Annotated in this window: 14 protein-coding genes; 5 read left to right on the top strand and 9 right to left on the bottom strand. The window is 58.3% G+C overall.

From position 1 onward, the window contains the following. Positions 1-277 precede the first annotated feature (277 nt). On the bottom strand, positions 278-952 hold the full coding sequence (locus QRN50_RS00840; protein ID WP_003316760.1) for a TIGR04211 family SH3 domain-containing protein: 675 nt from the start codon (positions 950-952) through the stop codon (positions 278-280). A gap of 452 nt (positions 953-1,404) precedes the next feature. On the opposite strand from QRN50_RS00840, the gene ppnN reads away from it, so the two are divergent. Continuing rightward, entirely contained in the window at positions 1,405-2,778 is a 1,374-nt protein-coding gene (ppnN, locus tag QRN50_RS00835) for a nucleotide 5'-monophosphate nucleosidase PpnN (RefSeq protein WP_024639339.1), read from the top strand. 51 nt (positions 2,779-2,829) lie between these two features. Here ppnN and QRN50_RS00830 read toward each other — a convergent pair whose 3' ends face one another. Further along, positions 2,830-3,699 carry a helix-turn-helix domain-containing protein gene (locus tag QRN50_RS00830; protein WP_011268470.1) on the bottom strand — a complete coding sequence of 290 codons (870 nt, stop codon included), beginning with the start codon at positions 3,697-3,699 and terminating at the stop codon, positions 2,830-2,832. 153 nt (positions 3,700-3,852) lie between these two features. On the opposite strand from QRN50_RS00830, the gene pobA reads away from it, so the two are divergent. The 4 genes from pobA to QRN50_RS00810 all read left to right on the top strand — a co-directional run bounded on the left by pobA (position 3,853) and on the right by QRN50_RS00810 (position 10,962). Further along, the gene (gene pobA, locus QRN50_RS00825; protein WP_024659438.1) at positions 3,853-5,037 is read left to right on the top strand and encodes a 4-hydroxybenzoate 3-monooxygenase; all 1,185 of its coding nucleotides are present in this window, start codon (positions 3,853-3,855) and stop codon (positions 5,035-5,037) included. A gap of 204 nt (positions 5,038-5,241) precedes the next feature. After that, the gene (locus tag QRN50_RS00820) at positions 5,242-6,567 is read left to right on the top strand and encodes an MFS transporter (RefSeq protein WP_096127362.1); all 1,326 of its coding nucleotides are present in this window, start codon (positions 5,242-5,244) and stop codon (positions 6,565-6,567) included. A gap of 307 nt (positions 6,568-6,874) precedes the next feature. Then, the gene (locus QRN50_RS00815; RefSeq protein WP_285427491.1) at positions 6,875-10,273 is read left to right on the top strand and encodes a toxin VasX; all 3,399 of its coding nucleotides are present in this window, start codon (positions 6,875-6,877) and stop codon (positions 10,271-10,273) included. Beyond that, positions 10,270-10,962, top strand: coding sequence for a permease (locus tag QRN50_RS00810; RefSeq protein ID WP_192873919.1), 693 nt, complete (start codon positions 10,270-10,272; stop codon positions 10,960-10,962). Before QRN50_RS00815 ends, QRN50_RS00810 begins: the two co-directional genes overlap by 4 nt. Before the next feature lie 47 nt (positions 10,963-11,009). On the opposite strand, the gene QRN50_RS00805 is transcribed toward QRN50_RS00810, so the two are convergent. The 7 genes from QRN50_RS00805 to QRN50_RS00775 form a co-directional block, all read right to left on the bottom strand. Then, a complete protein-coding gene (locus tag QRN50_RS00805) occupies positions 11,010-13,247 on the bottom strand; it encodes an ATP-binding protein (RefSeq protein ID WP_032657005.1) in 2,238 nt (745 codons plus the stop codon). Beyond that, the gene (locus QRN50_RS00800; protein WP_024652807.1) at positions 13,244-13,858 is read right to left on the bottom strand and encodes a biliverdin-producing heme oxygenase; all 615 of its coding nucleotides are present in this window, start codon (positions 13,856-13,858) and stop codon (positions 13,244-13,246) included. Before QRN50_RS00800 ends, QRN50_RS00805 begins: the two co-directional genes overlap by 4 nt. Before the next feature lie 351 nt (positions 13,859-14,209). After that, positions 14,210-16,243, bottom strand: a complete 2,034-nt coding sequence (locus QRN50_RS00795; RefSeq protein WP_011268477.1) for an LTA synthase family protein — start codon at positions 16,241-16,243, stop codon at positions 14,210-14,212. Between the two features lie 10 nt (positions 16,244-16,253). After that, the gene (locus QRN50_RS00790; RefSeq protein ID WP_024641199.1) at positions 16,254-16,874 is read right to left on the bottom strand and encodes a hypothetical protein; all 621 of its coding nucleotides are present in this window, start codon (positions 16,872-16,874) and stop codon (positions 16,254-16,256) included. Continuing rightward, on the bottom strand, positions 16,871-18,169 hold the full coding sequence (locus QRN50_RS00785; RefSeq protein WP_011268479.1) for a sialidase family protein: 1,299 nt from the start codon (positions 18,167-18,169) through the stop codon (positions 16,871-16,873). The genes QRN50_RS00790 and QRN50_RS00785 overlap by 4 nt, the downstream gene beginning before the upstream one ends. Before the next feature lie 38 nt (positions 18,170-18,207). After that, complete coding sequence (locus tag QRN50_RS00780; protein WP_011268480.1) at positions 18,208-18,753, bottom strand: cytochrome b/b6 domain-containing protein; 546 nt, start codon at positions 18,751-18,753, stop codon at positions 18,208-18,210. After that, positions 18,753-19,016, bottom strand: coding sequence for a PepSY domain-containing protein (locus QRN50_RS00775; RefSeq protein ID WP_003406383.1), 264 nt, complete (start codon positions 19,014-19,016; stop codon positions 18,753-18,755). Before QRN50_RS00775 ends, QRN50_RS00780 begins: the two co-directional genes overlap by 1 nt. Positions 19,017-19,086: the final 70 nt, after the last annotated feature.

The following is a 19,086-nucleotide window of genomic DNA, read 5'->3' as shown; positions in this document are numbered from 1 at the left end:
CTTGCCGGTACCCTCCCCCTATGCGTCAAAGCGCGAGGGTGAGGGCAACACTCAGTTTTTCGACCATCCACGCAGAAACTGTAGAACGAACATCAACTTCGCACACGGACTCTGTGCCAGGCAGGCCTGAAGAGTGTGGGCCGGGTCGTGATTGCGGCAGGGGAAAGGCATTTTCGGAGAGGTTTGTCACACATCGGCTGTGCATTCGATACAACGCACAGCGTGGCGGAACGGCATGCCAGCGCGGCGCGCTGGCATGCGAGGTTGCACAGGTGGTTTACACCCAGCCGTCGTTCTTCTTGCGGCCCTTGGTCAGCGCCGGAAGGATCAGGCCGACCAGCAAGCCAGCACCGGCAATGCTGCCGCCGTAGACCATGTAACGCATCATCACCTGCTTGTTCTCGTCGCCAAGTCGCGCCTGAGTCGCACGCAACTCAGCCTGAGAGTCGGCCAGTTGATCGTTGAGGGTCTTGGTGCGCGCCTCCAGTTCGTCGACCAGCTTCTTGCGCGCGTCCAGCGTTTCCTGCATGCCTTGCACGCGGGTCTTCCAGGTGTTGTCGATGCCCGCCAGCTGCTCGGTCAGGTCGGCAACCTGCTGAGTCAGCTGCGGCACACGCTCGGCCTGGCCAGGGACTTCCTGCAAGTCGCTGCTGGGGATCCACACGGTGGAACCGCCTTCGCCACGCACCTGGCTGAACTTGCCCGAAGCGCTGAGCAGCTCGACCTTCTGCCCGGATTTCAGCGTCCCCACAATCCGATGATCATCGGTTGGTCCGCTGCGTACGTAGGTAGTGAGGCTGTCGCTGACCCAGCGATCGCTGCCGGCGGCCTGTGCGCTGCCAGGCATGACAACGGTCAATGCAGCGCCAACCAGGCCTGCGCCGAGCAAGCGACGCGAAACGGCGAACAGGCCAGGGGCTCGGGAAAGAAGTGCGGAAAAATGACGAGACATGGCGATAATTATCTTTATCTGAAATGAAAATAAAGCCTCGTTTAACGGGCCGGCTAAGGATGGGAGCGGCAAGTGATCAACGGTTTTGCAACTCCTGCCCGGACGGAATGTCTGCCTATCAGGCGCGTTGAAAAAGCACCTGATGATCCCTTTCATGCAGGCCGTCCAGAAAGTCCATCAGCTAACAGACTCCGTTAAAGGGGTCAGGTTCACTATTGCCCGTTGTCCGCGTCAAAATTCAGCCGCACGGTCATGCGAAGCAAGTGCCTGCTTTCAAAAGAATTCGCCTGCCGATTCAATCCTGCGATGACGCACAAGGGCTCAAACGAGGGACGTCGGCAGTCCGGCGTTTGCTTTCCCGGCCAAGTGCTGTAGAAAAGGCCCCACAGGGGTGAATCTTCTCGATATTCACCATCCTGATGCTCGACTGCATCGCTCTAATGGAAAATAGAATGATCCCAAGACAAGTGATTAACGCCACCGTAAGCCCGAAAGGCAGCCTTGAAACCCTGTCCCAACGTGAAGTGCAGCAGCTCAGCGCGGCCGGTTCAGGCAGCACCTATACCCTGTTTCGCCAGTGCGCCCTGGCCATTCTCAATACCGGCGCCCACGTCGATAACGCCAAGACCATTCTTGAAGCGTACGAGAGTTTTGAAGTCCGCATCCATCAACAGGACCGCGGGGTTCGCCTGGAGCTGCTCAACGCTCCGGCCGATGCCTTCGTCGACGGCGAGATGATCGCCAGCACCCGCGAAATGCTGTTCAGCGCCTTGCGCGACATCGTCTATACCGAAAGCGAACTGGACAGCCAGCGCATCGACCTGAGCAATTCCCAGGGCATCACCGACTACGTGTTCCATCTGCTGCGCAATGCTCGTACCCTGCGTGCCGGTGTCGAGCCGAAGATGGTGGTGTGCTGGGGCGGCCATTCGATCAATACCGAAGAATACAAATACACCAAGAAAGTCGGCCATGAACTGGGCCTGCGCAGCCTGGATATCTGCACCGGCTGCGGCCCCGGCGTGATGAAAGGCCCGATGAAAGGCGCGACCATCGCGCACGCCAAGCAGCGCATCGTCGGCGGTCGCTACCTGGGCCTGACCGAGCCGGGCATCATCGCCGCCGAAGCGCCCAACCCGATCGTCAATGAGCTGGTGATCCTGCCGGACATCGAAAAGCGTCTCGAAGCCTTCGTGCGCGTCGGCCACGGCATCATCATCTTCCCCGGTGGCGCAGGCACTGCCGAAGAGTTCCTGTATCTGCTGGGCATTCTGATGCATCCGGACAACAAGGATGTGCCGTTCCCGGTGATCCTGACCGGCCCGAAAAACACCGAACCGTACCTGCAGCAGTTGCACGCGTTTGTCGGTGCCACGCTGGGTGAAGAGGCGCAGCGTCACTATCAGATCATCATCGACAACCCGGCAGACGTTGCCCGGCAGATGACCCAGGGCCTGAAGGAAGTGAAGCAGTTCCGCCGCGAGCGTAACGACGCGTTTCACTTCAACTGGCTGCTGAAGATCGAGGAAAGCTTCCAGCACCCTTTCGATCCAACCCACGAGAACATGTCGAAGCTGCAGTTGAACCACGATGTGCCGACTCACGAACTGGCCGCCAACCTGCGCCGGGCGTTTTCCGGCATCGTCGCCGGCAACGTCAAGGACAAGGGCATTCGCCTGATCGAACAGCACGGTCCGTATCAGATCCACGGCGACCCATCGATCATGGGCCCGCTGGACAAACTGTTGCAGGCCTTCGTCGATCAGCACCGCATGAAGCTGCCAGGCGGCGCGGCATACGTGCCGTGCTATCAGGTCGTAACCTGACCGCATAGCGACGTACGGCAAGCCGACGGGGTGCGCTTGAGCACCCCGTTTCTATTTTTGCTGGCGAAATGCCTTGGGTGATTGCCCGGTAGCACGCTTGAAGAAGCGCGAAAAATACGCCGGTTCGGAAAAACCCAGGCTGTCTGAGACCTGATTGATGGTCAGGGTGGTGTAGATCAGGTTGCGCTTGGCCTCCAGCAACAAACGCTCACTGATGATCTGCAAGGCCGACTGGTTGCACAGCCGCCGACACAGTGCATTCAAGTGCGCGGCGCTGATACCCATCGCCTGAGCATGCTGGTCGATCGACCAGTGCTCGCGAAAACTCGCTTCCAGTTGATGCATGAACACCTGCAAATGCTCGCGGCCGCGATCCATCGCATGAGTCTCTTCGCCGGCATGCTCACTGCTGCGCCGACTGAGCCACACCGCCAGCACATTGACCAGCGAGTGCAGCATCAGATCGCGGCCCGCTCTGGGCTGCCGGTATTCATTGGCAATGGCATTGAACAGCGTGTCCACATAATCGCCATCCGCCCCGAGCGCATAGCAGCGTGCCGCGCTGAGGGCTGAGACGTCGAGCGCAGCCTCGAGTTGCTCCACCAAGGGTCTGGCCAGGCTGAGAATATGGCCCTGAATATCTCTGGAGAACCTGAAGGTGTGCACGCTCAGTGCGGGAACGACCTGCAACGAAGGCATCTCGACCTCGCTGACCCGGTCCTCGACCTTGAGCATCGCCTTGCCCGACTGCACGTAAAGCAACTGGACCAGATCGCCATGCCGATGCGGCTTGATCTCCCATTCGTGAATCCTGCTGCGCTCGGGGATCGACTCGCAGTGGATCAGGTCCGGGGTCGGCCAGGCCGTGGTTTCCCCATAGAGCTTGAACACTGGTATCGCTGCTGTGGCAGGTCTGGCCATGTCGCCCTCTCTCGTCCAGACCCTCGAAAAGTCCAGATAATGCAGCGGATATTGCCTTCTTATCTCGACGGCATCCATTAAAAATGCAGGAGACAAAAATAAACACTTCCCGCTGATTAAACCTGGCAGGGATCAAAAGACAGGACTATCGCCATGAAGACCAAGGTTGCCATTATCGGTTCAGGCCCTTCCGGGCTGCTGCTGGGCCAACTGCTGCAGCGTGCCGGCATCGACAACGTCATCGTCGAGCGTAAGGACCCCGATTACATCCTTTCGCGCATCCGCGCCGGCGTGCTGGAACAAGGCATGACCGACCTGTTGCGTGAAGCGGGGGTCAGTGAACGCATGGACGCAGAGGGCATGATCCATGACGGTTTCGAGCTGGCGTTCGCCGGTCGCTGCGAGCGTATCGACCTCAAGAGTCTTGCCGATGGCAGGACGGTGATGGTCTACGGCCAGACCGAGGTCACCCGCGACCTGATGGCCGCGCGCGCCGCGACCGGAGCAATGACGATCTACAACGCTACGGACGTCAAAACGCACGAGCTCAAGAGCGATAGTCCGTACCTGACGTTCGTGAAAGACGGCGAGACCGTGCGCCTGGACTGCGATTACATTGCCGGCTGTGACGGCTTTCACGGGGTCTCACGGCAATCGATTCCCGCTGACGCCCTCAAGGTATTCGAACGCGTCTATCCGTTCGGCTGGCTCGGCGTACTGGCTGACACGCCGCCGGTCAACGAAGAGCTGGTCTACGCCAATCACCCGCGCGGCTTTGCCTTGTGCAGCATGCGCTCGGCCATTCGCACCCGCTATTACGTGCAGGTCAGTGCCGACGAGAAGGTCGAAGACTGGTCGGACGAGCGCTTCTGGGATGAACTCAAATCCCGTCTGCCCGAGCATCTGGCAGAGCGACTGGTCACCGGCCCGTCCATCGAGAAAAGCATCGCGCCGCTGCGCAGCTTTGTGGTTGAACCCATGCAGTACGGCCGCCTGTTCCTGCTCGGCGACGCCGCGCACATCGTCCCGCCGACCGGTGCCAAGGGCCTGAACCTGGCGGCCAGCGATGTCAGCACGCTGTACCGCATCCTGCTCAAGGTCTATCAGGAAGGCCGCACTGACCTGCTGGAAAAGTATTCACAGATCTGCCTGCGCCGAGTGTGGAAAGCCGAGCGCTTCTCCTGGTGGATGACGTCGGTGCTGCATAACTTCCCCGACACCGACGCCTTCAGCCAGCGCATCCAGCAGACTGAACTCGACTACTACGTCGGCTCGGAAGCCGGGCGCAGGACCATTGCCGAGAATTATGTAGGCTTGCCGTATGAGGCTGTCGAGTAGAGCGTTGGCCCCGGCGCTGTGATTGAGCTGCGTACTCACAAGCCATAGGCTGCCCGTCGACATGCGTTGTGCAATCACACAACGCATGCTCCCCGCCGCCGTGCAAAACCCCAAAGCGTTTTCGACACTGCCCGCCTATGATCAGACGTGCGTCCAATAGCTATCTGGCTATATAAAAACAACAAGCACAGAGGAACACCCGCCATGACACCTGTTTCGACCCACGAGGTGGGCGACGCCGAAGGCAATCCTGTCTACCGTCGCATCACCCTGCGCCTTATCCCGTTTATCTTCATTTGTTACCTGTTCAATTACCTCGACCGCGTGAACGTCGGCTTTGCCAAGCTGCAGATGCTCGATGCCCTGAGTTTCAGCGAGACGGTCTATGGCCTGGGCGCCGGTATTTTCTTCATTGGCTACGTGCTGTGTGGCCTGCCCAGCAATCTGGCGCTGAACCGCTTCGGGCCGCGTCGCTGGATCGGTCTGATGATGATTACCTGGGGAATCTTCTCGACCTGCCTGATGTTCGTCACCACGCCGGTCGAGTTCTACGTGCTGCGCTTTCTGACCGGTATGGCAGAGGCCGGTTTCTTCCCAGGCATCGTGCTGTACCTCTCGCGCTGGTATCCGGATCAGCGTCGCGGGCGGATCATGGCACTGTTCATGTCGGCCATCCCGGTCTCCGGCCTGCTGGGCGGCCCGTTTTCCGGATGGATTCTCAATCATTTCGCTGCGGGCCAGGGCGGCATGGCCGGCTGGCAATGGATGTTCCTGATTCAGGGCGTGCCGACCGTGGCGCTGGGTGTGCTGGCCTTCGTTCTGCTGTGCGACAAGGTCGAGGATGCCCGCTGGCTGACGCCCGGGCAGCGTCAGCGGGTCAAGACCGATATCACCAACGATGAACTGAGCCGTCCGGTGCACGGCAAAAGCTCGGTGGCTTCCGTGCTGAGCATGCCGTTCATATGGATCCTGGGCTTTATCTACTTCTGCATTCAAAGCGGCGTCTACGCGATCAATTTCTGGCTGCCGTCGATCATCAAGAACCTCGGTTTCAGCGATGCACTGGTGATCGGCTGGATCAGCGCCGTGCCGTACCTGATGGCGGGCGTGTTCATGCTGCTGGTCGGCCGCTCCGCCGACCTGCGCAATGAGCGCCGCTGGCATCTGGTGGTCCCGATGCTGATGGGCGCTACCGGCCTGATCATCGCCGCCAACTTCGCGACGCTGCCCATCGTTGCCATCATCGGGCTGACTATCGCGACCATGGGTGCGCTGACCATCCTGCCGATGTTCTGGCCATTACCGACCGCCCTGCTGAGCGCCAGCGTTGCCGCAGGCGGGCTCGCGCTGATCAACTCGATTGGGCAGATGGCAGGCTTTCTCAGCCCTTACCTGGTGGGCTGGATCAAGGATCAGACCGGCTCGACTACCCTGGCGCTGTATTCACTGGCCGCGCTGACCATCGTCGGCAGTCTGGTGGCACTGCGGGTCAGTCGGTCGTCGGCAGTCAAGGTGGCAGGGACCGCCTGAGCGCCATTGCCGAAGACAGCTTGATCCTGCGCAGCTGGCGTGGAGCGGGATGCGCAGATTTTTGCGCACCCGATACCCGCATGAAACTGACCAAGGCTTGTATTTAAAGCGCTGCAACACACAGGTATGAGTCAGCGCATGTGCGCAGATGTTTGCGCACTATTTCATGCTTTTTTTGCTCGATATCTTTGCTTTAAATCTCTATCTCTTTGTTTTATATCGATAAATAGACAGTCGGCACATATCTTGGAATGCACCTCTGTATACAGCGGGCGATATCGCCCGTTTCTGCGCAGAGATTCCATGCATGACCGACAAATCCGGCACCCATACTCAACGACGTGCTGCAACGTTCGCCAAAACTCCCGCCACGGCCACCAGCCTGTGTCCCTTCCGGGGACCTGACGTCGCCATCGTGCCAGTGCGCTACGCGCTGGACCGCTCCCGCTACGATGCCGCGCCCGAGAAGCTGAAACCGCTGCTCAAGGGCAGCCAATGGGCAGTGATGCCCAAGCTGAAAACACGAAGCTATACCCTTCGCCAACTGTATGACGGCTACGTGTATGTTTATGACGAAACGGCCGGGACCTTTCATGAGTACGTCTCGTCAGCTGCCAATGGTTATCTGAGCCGCATCATCTGGACAGACGCACAGATCGGCAGTGACCGGCGAAGCGGTGCCGACGATGGCAAACCCTTCCTGCTCTATCCGCGAAACAACCGGCTTCACATCGCCTTTTCAGCGCAGCAGTGGACCTGGCGAATCTGCGAACACCTGCGCTCGAATCCGGCAAGCCGCGCGTCATGGATGAAAGCGCTGGATCTGAAACGCTACTGCATGACCATGGCCGAGCCGGATACCTTGCCGTTGAACCACATTGCCGAAGCGGTAGCGGACATCGACAAGGAGCATGTGGTTGATGATGACCGCTTTGCAGACTCGGCGATTCCTGCTGCTCGCCCGCCTTCGGATAGCGATGAAGGTAAGGCACTGTTTTCACCAATCGGCGCTGACGTTTTCTGGCAGGGTAGCGTTGAAGACAAGAACAGCTCCCTGCTTATCGCCCTTGATGACCCTCTGGCCATTTTCAACGATCTGGGCATGCAACTGGCCGCCGATCAGGCCGCTTACCGCAACTGGCAAGCCGAGCACGAACACAAGATCCAGATTGCCCAGACCGTCACCACGCTATGTGGCGCTGAAGGTGAACCGGAGAAACTGCCGGCATCGGTACGCGGCAATGCCGCGCTCACTCACCAGTATCTGGGCGAGCTCGAAGCTTACTTCGAGCAGTGCATCCTTGAGGAAGCGCAGATCAGCAGCAGTAACGTTCCCGGCGATTTTCTGCTGATGCCGGACATGTTCAAGAGCCTGGATATGCGCAAATCGATTGAAATGCGATACGGCAGCGCGCCCTCCGACCAGGCCCTGCAAGCCTGGAAAGATCGCCACAAATGGCGTCGCGAGGTCGATCTGAGTGGTGCGCGTGCGTACCTTCAGCAGCACCTGCCAACCGGCGACACACTTCTGCAACAGGTGCGTGACACGCAAAGCGATTTCCGGCAATGGTCGACTCATCTGGGTACAGAACCCCTCAAGCTGTTTATCGACACCTCTCACCCTGAAAGCCTGCTGTACCTGCAAACGCTCATGCTCAACCTGCAGATCATTTACGCTCAGGACAACGCCGCCAGCGCCTGGCTCGCCGAACAGGAAGCCAACGACAGCAGCCTGTTTGGCACGTTGCGCTACGGCTTCTCACCGGCGCTCAAACACGCGCTGCATCAGGAGGCCAACGCGCTGCTGAACGGCCTCGGCGACATCACCAACCTGGCCACCCGCATCGGCGAACTCAACGGCACGCTCAATCACCAGGGCTTTGCCGACAAGCCGTGGATGAAGGCGCTGAAACAACCCGTTCAGGAAACCTTCAAAGCCCTCGGCCAACTGGCCAGCAGCGCAGGCAAGGCAACGTTCGAAAGTATCCTGCTGGCCTGGGTGCCCATTGACAGCCGCCTGGCAGTGGGCAAGCAGCAGAACATCGTTGCACTGATTCGCACGCTGTTGATCGGCCAGATCCTGCTCGGTTCGACGGCGCGTATCGCGATCGATCACAACATGCTCGCGAAGCTGAAAACCTGGATCAGTGAGTGGCAGGTACTCAACAAACAGATCAGCGATACCCGCCGCAGCTGGCTCTACCCAACCGCTTACAACCCCCGCAAAAGCATCGCCAGCCACCTGCGCGCGCTCGAGGAAAAACTTCGCCTGCACGAACTGAGCATGCCCGCCCTGCTCGACTATCAGAACAATCAATACGCCAAGCAGTTGCAGGACGAGATTCGCCTGCACTTCCAGTCCGGCAAAGCCATCACCAAAGACTGGCTGACCGGCGCCAGGCGCTGGCTCGATGGACTGGGAGGCATTGCCGGCTCGATCACCTGGGGCGTGATCATGCTCAACTTCATCAACACCGCCTTCACCTATCGCGACCTTACTCGAGACGGAGACTTCAGCACCAAGGACATCGGTAAGGTGACGTATGGGTTGGGGTATAGCTTTAACTTGTTGATGGCGGTATTTGTTGAAGCGCCGTGGGCGGTTATCAGGGATGCGAAGCCCCTCTCTATTGGCGGCTATAACATAGGCATTCTCGATAAGTCGGCGGCTTACTGGAAAGCACGGGGTAATGCGGTTTGGGGGGATGCTATACGTGGGTTTAGAGGTTCGATGGTGGCGATGGGGGCGTTTGGGATAGCGGCGGCCACATTAGAATTGAAAGATATTCTTGAAGACTTTGACGCAGCTAGAACATTAGAAGAAAAAACTGCACTCAGCGTAAAGGGCGCCTCTGTCTTCGTAATGGGAGCAGCTTCAACAGTTCAGTTAAGCGCAGGAATATCCCCAGCCAGCACAATTACAACTATTGCAATGAGCTCATGGTTAAGCATTGTCTTACTAATGACCGGCTTTATTTATCTTTTCGCTACAATAGCTTTAAATCATTTCAAACAAGACAGTGTAGGCTGGTGGCTACGTAGGTGTTGCTGGTCGAAAACCGTAAACTTCCGTCACCCCGAAACGACCAAGGGTGAGCATGAAGAAATACAGACATTACTGGAAATCCAACTATCCCCTCAAGTTTATGTAAAAAGCACCGTACATTACGAAGACCGTTACCTTGGAAAAGGTGATTACATGAGGGTAGCAGTACAAAATGGCGCAGGAGTACAAGTGCGCTTACCAAATCTGGTACGTGGAAACTCCTTACATTTCAACGTCATTAGCAGCAAACGACCATGGGGGCTACTACCTGTAGAAAAAATAGACCGACCAATACAGGATAGCTTTCTGAATCGCGGGCAATTCAGGAGGGTGGAGCAATTCAAGATGTTCAGCAACGAGCCTACTGGCAAAGCAAGTGAAGACTTCACTTATCCTCTCATGCCGCCTGAAGACGAAGACCTCATCTGGGAAACCTGGGTGCCGCTCGACAAGGACGCAACATATCTTGAGCTGCAAATCTGGTACCCCAGCAATCTGATACATGCTGGCGAGGAGGATCGAGGCTATCTGTTTCAGATAGAGCTGGGCACAAGAGGCGACACTGAGAGTGATGGTTTGGCCGCTGTAGAACTTGAAGTAAAAGCATTAAGCAGGACTGGAGCCTTAACACTTGAAGTTGCAGAAAGCAAGCCACTATGATCCCACAAGAAAAAATCTCAACCTTGCCACAAGGTAAAGATGTTATGAACTGGAAAATCAAAACACTTGCTAGCTCGCCTAGAGAAATAATGATCATACAATCCATATTTATCACACTTTACTTAGCTGCGAGCTCACTTTATATTTGGGGAGGCTGGAAACCGTTTTTAGAAACACCTCATTTACTAGTAGGTACGATATTAGCGCTCGCCGGCATTCTTGCCTATTTCGTAGGCCTGCTCATCCGCCAAAAAACCATCTACAACTACACCCTGAAAACCGATGGAGCAACCGTCGAGTATTACCTCCACTACCCCGACTTCGCCTCAAGTTTCTTCAAAGGCATCGCCATTTTCGTCATGCTGGTATTCGGATTCGTCGCCATCCTGACCGGATCGTTGCTCTTTCTGGTCGGTCCGGTGGCGATGGCCTTCATCGCCGCCATCAAACTGCTGAATTGGGAAAACCCTGTCCACCATCGACAAACCGCCCCTTGGCAACTGCACGAATTTGTCACGGTCGATCACAAACGCCTGATGGTCATTATCCATTGCGACGATATCACCACCGGCTTCGCCGCGCGCTTTCCCAGCAAGGCGTTGATGGACAAGTACCTCGCCTTCCTGCGCGAGGTACTTCCAGCGAACGTTGAATACATCGAAAAGGCCACCCACTGGTATCAGGGCTGATGCGACTCAGGCTTGAGCTGAAACTCACTGCAAGCCTGAGCAAGCGATCAAACCGCCATGGGCACCGTGAAGCGGAACTCGCTGCCCTCGCCCACCCGGCTTTGCGCTACCAGTTCTCCACCATGGGCCTTGACGATGCCCTGGGAGATGTAAAGGCCCAGGCCGGTGCCGGTCGGGTTGCCTTCCTTGACGGTCCAGTAGCGCTCGAAGATGTGTGGCAACTGCTCGGGAGGGATGCCCTCGCCGGAGTCCCGTACGGTGAATACGATTTCAGTGCCGTTGGACATTGCCGCCACACCGATCGTACCCATTTTCGGGGTGAACTTGATGGCGTTGCCGATCAGGTTGGACAGCACCTGGAAAAGACGCTCCGGGTCGGCCTGCACCTTGAGGTCAGGCTCGGCGTTGAAGGAGATCTCGATGGATTTGTCCATCGCCAGCGGGGCCAGCAAGGTATAGGCCTCCTCGAATATCTGGCTGACTTCCAGTGGCTGCGGCGTAATCGTGTAGCGGCCCGCTTCGATTTTCGAGGTGTCGAGCAGGTCTTCGAGTAACACATTCATGCGGCTGGCCGCTTGCTGCATGGTATCGATTGCCGTGGAAATACGTCGCGACGTATGCGGCCCATCGGAGCTGAACGACTTCTGCATCATCCCGCAGAGCATGGAAATGACCGTCATCGGGTTACGCAAGTCATGGGACACGACCGCTACCAGCTCGTCACGCGCGCGAACAGCCTGTTGCTCCCTGCGCACCTGACGGGCGAGGTCATTTTCCAGGGCGGAGCGGCGCAGGTCATTGGCGGCGAACACATCGCCGTAGCTCCACTTCGTAGCGATCCCGGTCATCTCGACCTTCCAGATCTCAAACGAGGTACGCGGCCGAAGACGCATGCCGCCCGCCGAGCTTTCCATGTTCAATGGCTTTTTAGGATCACCGCTCCACTGGACCGTTTCCTTGACCTCGGGACGAAACCAGATAACGCCATTGTCGACCGGCTTTGGCAGGCTCATCGCCAATACGCCGCTGGCGACTGGCTGATAAGCCTCGGCAGGCGCATAGACACTGGATAGATGATGACTGGCATACACTGGTTCGCCACCAGCGATCATCCAGGCATGCAATGCACGTATGTCGGACGGCTCAGGGCAGATGCCGAAACAATGCGTTTGCCGGTCTTCGATGATGGCGACGCCGGTCGCGCCGACCAGATCCATCAACAACTGGGGTTGCTGCGCCAGGCCATCGAAGACGTTTTCTTCGGACCCGGCCATGGCCAGATTCAATTGCTCGAGCGCCCTGACCTTCGCCTCTCGCTGACGGCTTATTTCCAGCGCTTCCATGGCGCTGATCTGCAGCGACAGCACCTGGCCTATCGCCTGGCAGGCACTGCGCAATTCGTGAGACACGTACAGCGGCGTGCGGTTGCCGCAACTGATCAATCCCCACAACTTGCCGCCCTGAATCAGCGACACACTCATGGACGACAGCACGCCCATGTTCTTCATGTACTGGCAGTGGATCGGTGAAACACTGCGCAACGTCGAAAAACTCAGATCAAGCTGCTGCTGAGTGTCCGGGCGCAGTTGAGGCACCAGGGGCACCGGGATGTAATCGGCATCGGGAATAATGCGCAGCCAGTTGCGGCGATACAGTTCGCGTGCCTGCTCGGGAATGTCCGATGCCGGGAAAAACAGACCGTTGAAAAGCTCCATGGACGGCGCCGACGCTTCGGCGATCACCTGGCCATGGCCCTCCTCTTCGAAGCGGTAGATCAGCACCCGGTCGTAACCGGTCATTTTCTGGATCTCGCGGACACTGACTTCATACAGGGTCTGCAGATCACTCGCAGCGTGCAGTTGACGCAACATGCGCCCCATGTTGCCGGTGCGCTCGGAATAACTCACCGACTGCGCATCCTTGCCCTGAATTTCGAGTTCCAGCACCAGAACGCCCTGATGACGGTGTAACAAGGCTTCGAACTCGATGCCGTTGATCGACATCAGCAGGCGTTGCGCGTCGATGAACGAATCATGGGCACTGGCGCTTCTGATCACCTCGGCCCAGCCAGCGCCCAGCACACAGTCCAGCCCCTTGCCGAGCAACTGCTCGGGCACATGACCGAGCACAGTCTGCACGTTGGCGCTGACTTGCAGGATCGTCAGCTCGGGCTCTGCAAGGGTAAACAGCAGGCCATGGGGTTGAATGGCGCCGGGAAACTGAATGGGCTCATCCGCACAATTGGCCAGAAGGACTTCAAAGGCGTCTTTGTCGAGTTGGCTCATAACAGTACCTTTTGACCCTCGAGCCAGTGCTCGAAACATGCAAATGTGGAGTGCGCTGCAAACGCGGCAGCATCATTAAAAGCAACTTCCCGCGACACTTCATCCAGATGGTTCAGAAACGCCTTCCAGCGAGGTCCGGTGCGGGCACCGTACACATCGAGAAAGGCCGCGCCACTTTGCTCATCGAGACCCAGGCGCCGGTTTATTTCGCGTCGCAACACCTGCCCGCCCAATGTCGCCCCTTCCAGTACATACATCACACCCAGGCAGGCGCCGGGAGAATCAATGGCGGGCAATTGTTGGCAGCGGGGCAATTGCCCGATGTCGTGATCGGACATCCCCAGCGCACGAAGATCCTCGACCAGCACAGGTGTTTTGACCCTCTCGGCCGGGACAAGCTCCGCAGGTACCAAGGCACTGCCGTGCAATACCGCTTCAAGCGGTGCATAAAAGCCGTAATAGGCCTGAAGCAGGCGCAGGTAAAGAGCGTGATCGAGAGCGGATGAAAAAAACGGCATGCGTTTTTCAAGCCTGACGTGCAACTGACTGGTTTCAGCACGCAGTGCATCAAGCAGTTTCGGCGGGGTAACACGTGGAAAACTTGCCGGCATCCAGGAAGGCTCTTGAGTGTGCAATGGGCAGAAAACGCATCCGAGCGAAAACAGGCCGCCAAAATACAGATTCAGAGCAAAATCTGACAGGTTTTTCCTGCGTTTGCGATGAAATACCACAATCCATAAAGAAAAACAGTCAGCGAAATAAGACGACGGCTTGCCACCGCCCGAAAATCCGCTATCGACCAAATAACGATAGTTGAAAACCGAACCCTATACGCGCCAGATGCGCGAGCGGTTCACAGAGGCAAGCACTTTAACATCATCCAATAACGATGCCATCCTCACGCAAGCCACTGACTCGACCAGCGGCTTGCGTGACAACGCTGAAAAGGCCAGCTCGCGTGGTCAACGCACGTTCTGATACAGCATCATTCGCGAGGTTTCATGCAGACCGCGGGTCAGGTCGCGCAGCCGCTCGAACTCTTGCGGATTCTGTTCGGCAACGTTATCCAGCGGCGTGGGCGAAGACAGGTCGTGGAGCGTTGGCGAACTGCCGTCGTGTTCCATTTGCAGCAGGTAGTTGCGCGTGACACCGCCGATCAGCGGGAACGTACCTTCGCGCAGTACCAGCGGCACTACGCGTTCACCTTCCGGAGCCGCCTGCTGAATGTCGCGGCCCATGGTGCCGCTGGTGAAGTCCATACCGGCCATCCCGGCGAGTGTCGGCAACAGGTCGGCGAGGCCGACCGCTTCGTCGACGACCCGCGTGCCCAGCAGGCCAGGGGCGTGAATCAACAGCGGAACGTTGTTGCTCTCCAGGCCCAATTGCTCGAACGCTGGCGCCATGTGCGGGATCTGGCTGATGCGCGTGTTGTGATCGCCAAACAGCACGAAGATGGTGTTTTCGTAGTAACCGCCCGCCTTGGCCAGCTCCATCAACCGCCCGATATTGAAATCCAGCAGGCGCACCGCGTTGTACTGCTCCACGCTGCGCGAACCGGCGGCCTGGACCTGCTCCACGGTCTTGTCGCTGACCTGAAAACCGTCGTTGTCTTTGGGAATGGTAAACGGCCGGTGATTGCCCGCAGTCTGCACGTAGGCAAAGAACGGTTTGTCGGCTGGCAACGCACGCAGGATCCGGTCACTCTCCTTGAATAGATCCAGGTCGGAAATCCCCCAGACATCCACCTGCGGTGACTTCCAGTCGCGCTCGTCATACAGCCGTACGTCGTCGATACTGCGACGGATCAGGGCGTTCATGTTGGCCCAGCCGGAATTGCCGCCAATCATGTACAGCTTCTCGTACCCTTTGAAGTCGTTGATGATGGTGTTTTGCCGGGTGAGCAGCGGATGACGTGTAGCCGTTTCCTGCCGGGTCACGTCGGGTACCCCGGTGATGCTCGCCCAGACCGTTTTCGCAGTGCCGGTAACCGGCACGTAAAAGTGCTTGAAGAACCAGCTTTGGGTGGCCAGATGGTCCAGGTTCGGCGTCGGGTTCAGCGGGTTGCCGTAGGCGCCGACAGCGCTGGTGCCCAGCGATTCGAGCATGACGAACATGACATTCGGCGGCCGCTCGCCCGGCAGCCGGTAAGGCTGCACGGGCTGATGACGTTTGAAACTCAACCCCTGCACGTCTGGCTGGCGGACGCCCAGATAACGCGCGACTTTTTCATAATGCTTGCGCACCTGAGGCTCATCGAAGTTCGACTGCGAGACCTTGAGCGTGTCGTACAGAAACAGCGCCGGATTAAGCCCCAGCGCCGCCACCTGACTGTTGCCGGAGAAGAACGCATCGCTCCAGCGCAGCGGTACCGGGTTTTCCAGATTGAGATTCTCCACCCGGCCCAACAGGCCGAGGAAGGTTGCACAGATCATCAGTGCCGAACCCCAGACCGCGGACCAGCGTTTGATCGGTCTGGCCTCACGGTCCAGGGTGACACGCTCAAGCCTGATCAATACCCAGCCGAGCACTGCGACCGTGAGCAGCCAACCGACAGTGATCCACACCACTGGATAGGTCTGCCAGAGCATGTCCCGGGAAATCTGCGCATCCTCCAGATAGCGCAGCACACTGGCGTTGAGCCTGACGCCGAGATAGGCGTAATGACCGAAATCGACGATGTAGATCATCGTCAGAATCGCCAGCGTCACGATCAGATAACCTCGCGCCAGCCAGCGCAAGGCACGCACGCTGATCAGGTTCCAGCCCGGCAACCAGAGCAGCACCGCGACTGGCAGCAGTATCAGCAGCGCCAGGCGCAAGTCGAAACGCAAACCGATGCCCAGCGTCTGGGCGACCTCGCCATGCGTGAACAGCGTGCCCGGTTCGATGCCGGAAAACCCGTAGAAGAACACGCCCCTCAGCAACGCCGACAGCAGGAACACCACCATGACCGCGCCCAGCCAATAATGCAGGCGTCGCGATTGCAACCAACTCATCGTCATTCCTCTAGACATTGCCGACAGACAGAGCGGCCGGACGGCGCGTCTGCATTGCCCGGCGATAAACAAAACGGATAGCCAGAATCAGCAAGGCCCCACAACAGTAAAGGCCAAGCAGCGGATCAATCAGGTAATCCCAATAATTTTCCGATGGCTTGATGCGAAAAGTGAAGGCCAGCGTCGCCGCGCTGAGCATCACGGCGGCCAGCGCATTGCGCATAAAGACCAGCCCCAGCGCGATGACAGCGACAATCATGATCATCGGCCGCGGGTTGTAGCCCCAGCGGTACGGATCGAAATAGGTCAGGCCCAGCGTGGCCGGGTACAGGGTCAGTGCCAGCGCAGCGAACACCACCAGCATCACCCCGCGTCTGGGCGCTGCCAGCGGCTGGAGCACACCGAGTCGCTGCAGGGTCAGCCAGCCTAGGAGCACCAGGCTGCTGATGGCCAGGTCATCGGTCAGGCTACGGGCATAGGACGCCATCGACAGCCCGTCGATTGAGATCACACTCAATAGCGAGGCGGCGGCCAGCAAGCCGCAGCGCCACCATAACGATGCGGTCAAGGGTGCCAACAGCACAAACAGGGTCCAGGCAAACGCCAGATGAGCCAATCCCAAAGCGATCATAAAAGTTGCTCCGCCAGCCAGGCCTCGTTGAAGCTGACATGCTTGATGAAGGTGTTATTCCATGAGTAGACCAGGTGATACAGGCCGTCCGGACTGCGGATGAAGTACGGGTATTCGTATTCGAAATCGCAGCCCTGAGGCGAGCAGACGCGTTGGTCCAGATTGCTCAGAAACGCCTCTTCCATCGGTTGACGCAGGGCACCACTGGAGCTGCGGAAGCCCTCGCCGATCACCTCCTTGTACGCCTCAAGGGTAAACGGCGTGCCCAGCGGATCGGGCGACTTGTCGAAATCCATCAATGGCCGCCAGACGTTCATCTCCTCGTCAGTCCCGTACAGACTGAGTTTGAAGCGCCCCTCGCGCAAGTCATTGAGCGCCACCAGCAGGCCCTTGCCCGGCACACCGACCGCAGCCAGCGAAGAATTGGGGTTGCTCGGGGTCAACGGATACGGCTCGCTCCAGCTCTGCCCGCCGTCTTCGGTGCGGCTGGCCAGCACCCGGTGGAACGTCTCGCCGGCATAGCGCAGCAAGGCCACGGCACGCTGCCCATCCAAAGGCACGACGGTGGGCTGCAGGGAATTGTTGCCACGGCTGAGGCGAAACTTGTCGATGACCTCACCGTCGGCGCTCAGGTACAGGTATTCGGCAAACTTGCCGAGAAACTCGTGGTAGACCGGCAGGCCGATCGAACCGTCGGCATGAAACACCGGCGCACCGCGTACCAGCGTACTGATGTTCAGAAACGGTGTTGTCACCAGTTGCCACGGCGGCGACCAGCTGGCGCCCATGTCGCTGGAGACCATGGCGTTGACCGTGCTGCCCGCCCAGCCGCCGACCGAGACTGAAACGTAGAACAGCCACAGGCGATTGTCCGGAGCCAGGGCGATCACCGGATTGCCCAGTTTGCGGATGTATTTGCCGGTGCCCGCCTGGGTGGACTCGCGGGTTGCCAGCACCTGCTCGCCGCCCCACTCGCCACTGGCCGCATCGAAGCGCGAGGTGCGTATTTCGACGTCCCCCGCTCCTTCGCGAGAGCCGGCGAACCATACCGACATCAGGTCGCCGCCGGGCAACGCCGTCACGGCTGAAGAATGCACGAAATCGTCCAGGTCGGAAGACGCGAAGCGCGACATATAGGACGCCTTGGGCGCCACGCTCTCAGCGCCAACTGGCGCCGGGCTGACCGCAAAGGGCGCAATACGGTGCTGTGGATGGCTGAGCCACGCACTGAGAAAAATCGCCACAACAATCAGGCCTGCGCTCCATGCAGCCACGTTTCGGGAAATAACACGCATCGGGAGGCATCACTGTAAAGAGGAACAAAGGTGTGGTTTCAGCGATGGCGATCTTCGGGCAACGGACGTCGCTTGCCTGTCAGCATCGACAAGGGCAGGTTGTCACGTACCTGAACGCTTTCGAAGATGGCGGCGGCCATGTGCAGCACCACCAGGGCACACAATGTGTTGGCGAGAATTTCATGGATGTCCTGCGGCCAGTCGGCGCCCCACAAGGCATCGACCTCTTCCATCAGAAAACCGGTCAGGCCCATGCCGAAGATCAGCACCATCATGAGTACCATGACCAGCGCGCCGAGCGGGGAATGGCCGAGCCGATGCATCGGCCGCCGCTCGATCAGCGAGCGGATGTGCGTACGCAGGCGCGCCGGATTTGGCCAGAAATCACTCCAGCATGCGCTGCGTGGCCCGATGAATCCCCACACCACTCGCACCGCCAGCCAGGCAACCGCGTAATAGCCCAGCCAGATATGCCAGTCGCCACCGGCTTCATTGAAGAAATAATTGGCAACAAAAACACCCGCGATCGAGACGTGAAACAGCCTGACCAGCGGGTCCCACAGGCGCAGGGAACCACGGTTCATTACTTGATCTCGGTCTTCACCGCTTTACCCGTCACCGGATCGTGATAGATCTCGACCTTGCGCTTGTCCTTGTCGAAGCCATAGATTTCGTAGCAGTTGCCATCGGTCACCTTGAACTTGCTGATCTCGTAACCCTGAGCCTTGAGCTGCTCCTGGAATTTGGCCTGATCCTGCCATTGGGACTTGTCAGCGGTGGTGCATTGCGGGCCGGCAAGTGCCAGCGGGCTGGCCAGACACAGGGAAATCAGCAGGACTTTACGCATGACAGAGACTCGCAAGCAGTTAAGGAGCGCATACTGTGCGAAACGAATCTTAGGAAAAGCTTAATACGTA

It is taken from the genome of Pseudomonas sp. MEJ108 (assembly GCF_030208985.1).
Taxonomy (GTDB): Bacteria; Pseudomonadota; Gammaproteobacteria; order Pseudomonadales; family Pseudomonadaceae; genus Aquipseudomonas; species Aquipseudomonas fragariae.
The sequence above is the reverse complement of the archived record's forward strand: the minus strand, read 5'-3'. Positions and strand labels throughout refer to the sequence as shown.

Coding starts and splice junctions, on each gene's coding strand:
- QRN50_RS00840 (WP_003316760.1), bottom strand. CDS start 952: ATGTCTCGTCATTTTTCCGCACTTCTTTCCCGAGCCCCTGGCCTGTTC.
- ppnN (WP_024639339.1), top strand. CDS start 1,405: ATGATCCCAAGACAAGTGATTAACGCCACCGTAAGCCCGAAAGGCAGC.
- QRN50_RS00830 (WP_011268470.1), bottom strand. CDS start 3,699: ATGGCCAGACCTGCCACAGCAGCGATACCAGTGTTCAAGCTCTATGGG.
- pobA (WP_024659438.1), top strand. CDS start 3,853: ATGAAGACCAAGGTTGCCATTATCGGTTCAGGCCCTTCCGGGCTGCTG.
- QRN50_RS00820 (WP_096127362.1), top strand. CDS start 5,242: ATGACACCTGTTTCGACCCACGAGGTGGGCGACGCCGAAGGCAATCCT.
- QRN50_RS00815 (WP_285427491.1), top strand. CDS start 6,875: ATGACCGACAAATCCGGCACCCATACTCAACGACGTGCTGCAACGTTC.
- QRN50_RS00810 (WP_192873919.1), top strand. CDS start 10,270: ATGATCCCACAAGAAAAAATCTCAACCTTGCCACAAGGTAAAGATGTT.
- QRN50_RS00805 (WP_032657005.1), bottom strand. CDS start 13,247: ATGAGCCAACTCGACAAAGACGCCTTTGAAGTCCTTCTGGCCAATTGT.
- QRN50_RS00800 (WP_024652807.1), bottom strand. CDS start 13,858: ATGCCGGCAAGTTTTCCACGTGTTACCCCGCCGAAACTGCTTGATGCA.
- QRN50_RS00795 (WP_011268477.1), bottom strand. CDS start 16,243: ATGAGTTGGTTGCAATCGCGACGCCTGCATTATTGGCTGGGCGCGGTC.
- QRN50_RS00790 (WP_024641199.1), bottom strand. CDS start 16,874: ATGATCGCTTTGGGATTGGCTCATCTGGCGTTTGCCTGGACCCTGTTT.
- QRN50_RS00785 (WP_011268479.1), bottom strand. CDS start 18,169: ATGCGTGTTATTTCCCGAAACGTGGCTGCATGGAGCGCAGGCCTGATT.
- QRN50_RS00780 (WP_011268480.1), bottom strand. CDS start 18,753: ATGAACCGTGGTTCCCTGCGCCTGTGGGACCCGCTGGTCAGGCTGTTT.
- QRN50_RS00775 (WP_003406383.1), bottom strand. CDS start 19,016: ATGCGTAAAGTCCTGCTGATTTCCCTGTGTCTGGCCAGCCCGCTGGCA.